The 3713-nt window shown below is 34.0% G+C and carries 5 protein-coding genes and 1 other RNA gene; all 6 read right to left on the reverse strand.

The window, feature by feature from the left end:
- Positions 1-93: 93 nt before the first annotated feature.
- The 6 genes from HNQ35_RS13855 to HNQ35_RS13880 all read right to left on the reverse strand — a co-directional run bounded on the left by HNQ35_RS13855 (position 94) and on the right by HNQ35_RS13880 (position 3237).
- Positions 94-1221 carry a THUMP domain-containing class I SAM-dependent RNA methyltransferase gene (locus HNQ35_RS13855; RefSeq protein ID WP_146938857.1) on the reverse strand — a complete coding sequence of 376 codons (1128 nt, stop codon included), beginning with the start codon at positions 1219-1221 and terminating at the stop codon, positions 94-96.
- A 125-nt stretch (positions 1222-1346) separates the two neighbouring features.
- Positions 1347-1719, reverse strand: an RNA gene (gene rnpB, locus HNQ35_RS13860) — RNase P RNA component class B.
- A gap of 56 nt (positions 1720-1775) precedes the next feature.
- Positions 1776-2102 carry a cell division regulator GpsB gene (gene gpsB / locus HNQ35_RS13865; protein ID WP_146938856.1) on the reverse strand — a complete coding sequence of 109 codons (327 nt, stop codon included), beginning with the start codon at positions 2100-2102 and terminating at the stop codon, positions 1776-1778.
- A 92-nt stretch (positions 2103-2194) separates the two neighbouring features.
- The gene (locus HNQ35_RS13870) at positions 2195-2608 is read right to left on the reverse strand and encodes a cytidine deaminase (protein ID WP_146938855.1); all 414 of its coding nucleotides are present in this window, start codon (positions 2606-2608) and stop codon (positions 2195-2197) included.
- Positions 2609-2631: 23 nt separating this feature from the next.
- Positions 2632-2979, reverse strand: a complete 348-nt coding sequence (locus tag HNQ35_RS13875) for a DUF1798 family protein (protein WP_146938854.1) — start codon at positions 2977-2979, stop codon at positions 2632-2634.
- Between the two features lie 57 nt (positions 2980-3036).
- Positions 3037-3237: a hypothetical protein gene (locus tag HNQ35_RS13880; RefSeq protein ID WP_146938853.1), complete on the reverse strand. Its 201-nt coding sequence runs from the start codon at positions 3235-3237 to the stop codon at positions 3037-3039.
- Positions 3238-3713 lie beyond the last annotated feature (476 nt).

Below are 3713 nucleotides of genomic sequence, written 5' to 3' on the forward strand. Positions count from 1 at the left end.
CTCAAATAACCATAAAAAGGCGTGGGGCCTACACTTTTTTAGTGTAAGCTCCCACGCCTTAGTTTTTATTTACTGGGGTTTTGTCCCAGCCTCTTATTTTTGTCCGTAATATTGATAATAATCGGTACGGATAAAACCATTAAACAGTTTTCGTTTTTTTGTTGCTTTTTTTCCATATGCTTTTTCAAAATGCTTGTACGCTGTCATTACATAAACACTCCAAGTTGGGTGCTTCTTCATGATTGTTCCTAAATCGTGATAAATCTTCTCAACTTCCTTATCTGTTCCAATCCTCTTACCATACGGAGGGTTTGTAACAATATATCCACCTTCTTTACGGATATTTAAATCTTTCGCTTGCATTTGTTTCCAATGAATCAAATCGCCTAAACCAGCTTCTTGACTGTTTTGTTTCGATATATCTATCATTTTATGATTGATATCAGAACCGAAAATATCAAGTTTTTGATCATAACGAGCTAGGTCTTCTGCTTCTTCAAATGCTTGATTCCAAAGCATTTGATCGATGAAAGTCCATGCTTCTGAAGCAAAATGACGATTAAAACCTGGTGCAATATTTTGTCCGATTAAAGCTGCTTCGATAGGTATAGTTCCTGACCCACAGAAAGGATCAATTAATGTTTTACTCGGAGTCCAATTGGTTAATAACAATAAAGCTGCCGCCATTGTTTCTTTTAAAGGAGCTTTACCTTGTATAACACGATATCCGCGCTTATGTAATCCACTTCCAGATGTATCGATCGTTAAAGTCGCGATATCTTTATGTATAGCAACTTCTACTTTATAAAGTGCACCTGTTTCAGGCATGCGTGAAGCAATTCCATATTTTAAGCGTAAACGGTCAACAATTGCTTTTTTTACAATGGCTTGACAATCTGAAACGCTAAACAGTTTTGATTTAACTGATTTACCAGAAACTGGAAATTGTCCATCTTCAGATATATACTGTTCCCACGGTAATTGTTTTGTTGCTTCAAAAAGCTCTTCAAAACTTGTAGCGTTAAATTCAGCGACAAGTATTTTAACACGATCTGCAGTTCTTAACCATAAATTACAACGGGGAATCGCCGAAAGTGGCGCCTTAAACAATACACGTCCATTTTCTATCGTAGGTTTATACCCTAGTGTTCTAACTTCCCGACCAACAATTGCTTCTAATCCCATTGCTGCTGTTGCAATTAGCGTAACCTCTTGTTCCATTCATGTAGTCCTTTCTAATTTACTTAATAAGTTAAGTGTAACATACGTAAATAAAAAACAAAAAACCTATTTATGACGTAAACGTCAATAAATAGGTTTTTTCATGTTCTTTGACGTGTTGAATACTTGATAAGCCATGTTCTGTACCATTGTACTACAGACGGTTGTCAACCTCGTACTCTGGTCGTAATCATCTATCTACGAGCCAAATTGCTCGTCCCTTTTTCGATTGAATTCTCTACTCAAGGATGCCCCTACCAATATTTGGGTTGCTCACTCGTGGGGTTTACCTCGTTCCACCTAGATTGTTTCCAATCTAGCTGCGTCTCTGTGGCACTTTCAAGCATACTCATCCATATTCAGTTGAACGTAGGATTTTTTGCTGCCGTTAGTACCCTGACTTATGATTTCGTCAGGCACGAACACTACAGACATCTCAGTCTGTGTGAGCATGGACTTTCCTCTACACAGATGACTGTGCAGCGATTACGTCAGTATTCAACATGAACATACATGTATTATATCATATTTTACTTGTTTTTTCATTAGTCGTTTTATGATTCATCATTGCTACGTGTTGATTTGCCAAATACTGCTTTTTCTAAATTAGAGAGTCGTTTTAGCACATCATAGTTAACTTGTGATGGAGGGATGACTCGAGTTGATTCACTCGCTTTTGCTTGTTCTTTTTTTTGATTTAGTTTCTTTAAGCGAGCAATTTCTTTTTTTAATGTCGTAATTTCCTCATTAAATAATTGATAATCCATAATTATTTTATCAAGAAATGAATCAACCTCATCTTGATTATAGCCACGCAACGAAACTTTAAACTCTTTTTCTAAAATGTCTTTGCTCGTTAATTGTATTTTTTTGTTAGTCATAAGCTCACCCCTACTTAGCTATATCATATTCTCTATTCCATTCTATTACATATTTTAGGGAATATGTTTTTCTAAAACCATTATACCATGAATCATTCATTTGGGCTGTTCTCATTCAAGTCTGAGGGTTGAAAAGAGAATGGTAATAGACTCTCTATGTTCACTAATTTGATATCATTTGTCAAGTTCGCTAAGTAGATAGGCATTTTAGGTTCGAAAAATTCATTCATTACTTGACGACAGGCACCGCATGGTGGAACAGGTCTTTCTGTATCAGCTACTATGATCATTTTTGAGAAATCTTTCTCTCCATTAGATATAGCCTTAAAAATTGCTACACGTTCAGCACAGCAAGTTAATGGATATGATGCGTTTTCTATGTTACATCCCGTATATACTTTTCCCGATTTAGTCAGTAATGCAGCACCAACTGGGAATTTAGAATAAGGAACATAAGCCCCTTTTAAAGCTTCTATTGCGTATTGAAGTAATGCATTGTTTTCCACATTATTTCCCCCTTATTTACCTTTTAATGATCCATTATTTGATTAAATACAAATTCAATTGATTGGATATATGACATATACCTTTTTTTTCTTATATCAATATAATAACTGTGCATGATGATTAATTCCATATTTTCTTTAGTCGATTGTATTTGGGCTGGAAAAACATTAATGGATCGGTTTTCAATGGCAAGTAGACACGCTTGTTCCCATTCATCAAGTAACGAAAAAATCGGTGCTGTTACCTCCTTTACGTATGAAAAATACTGTGGATCTCTTTTGTTTTCAGGTGGATCACTGTTATGATATCTTACGCATAATTCATTTAGTATTTTTTTCAATCGTTTTGTTAATTGATGTACATTGTTCATTTGCTTTTAGACCGCTCCATTCATGTTAAGAATTTGAATAACATTATAACATGAACGTCAGCTATATTTCTGATTTATACTATTTAATACATTTACACAATCATAATAATAATCTTGAATATCTTGTTGTATATGGATTGATAGTGTCTGTTCGACCTTGTTGAGCCGATTATTCAAATGACTTAGTGAGTCAGTAAATTGTTTTTTTGTCATTCCATCTTTTTGGATACTAGGTTCTAGTTTTAAAGCATATCCCATCTATCTCACCTCCTCTTAGCTATTATTTATTTCGCTATATCATTTGATTCACCTTCATGACTGACAAAACTAGAAATCATCTGGCATTGTTCTTCTATAATAGAACTCATTCGTCAAAGGAATTCGACACATTTATAAACCATTTTTTAATTAAATAATAAAAATATATAAGCCATCGTTTAAAGTAGAAACTTAATGTCATCTCTTTAATATGATGTATAATTTTTGGTTTTGACCATTTTTTTGGAATTGGAACATTTAAAGACCAATCTTTTTTTTCATTTTCTTTGAATGTCACATGAGAATATAGTTGACGTAAAGGTGGCGTGCTAGGTAGTTTTATTGAGAAAAACTGTTCATAATCATAACGTGATCCGGTATGTTGTAACCGTCAAGTAAAATTGAACACTTTTTGCTCATTAATTTTGAACATTTTCCGATTAAAATATAGACTTCCTATATTTAATTCGGTGGCT

The sequence above is a fragment of the Cerasibacillus quisquiliarum genome, assembly GCF_014202495.1.
In the GTDB taxonomy this organism is placed as follows: Bacteria; Bacillota; Bacilli; order Bacillales; family Amphibacillaceae; genus Cerasibacillus; species Cerasibacillus quisquiliarum.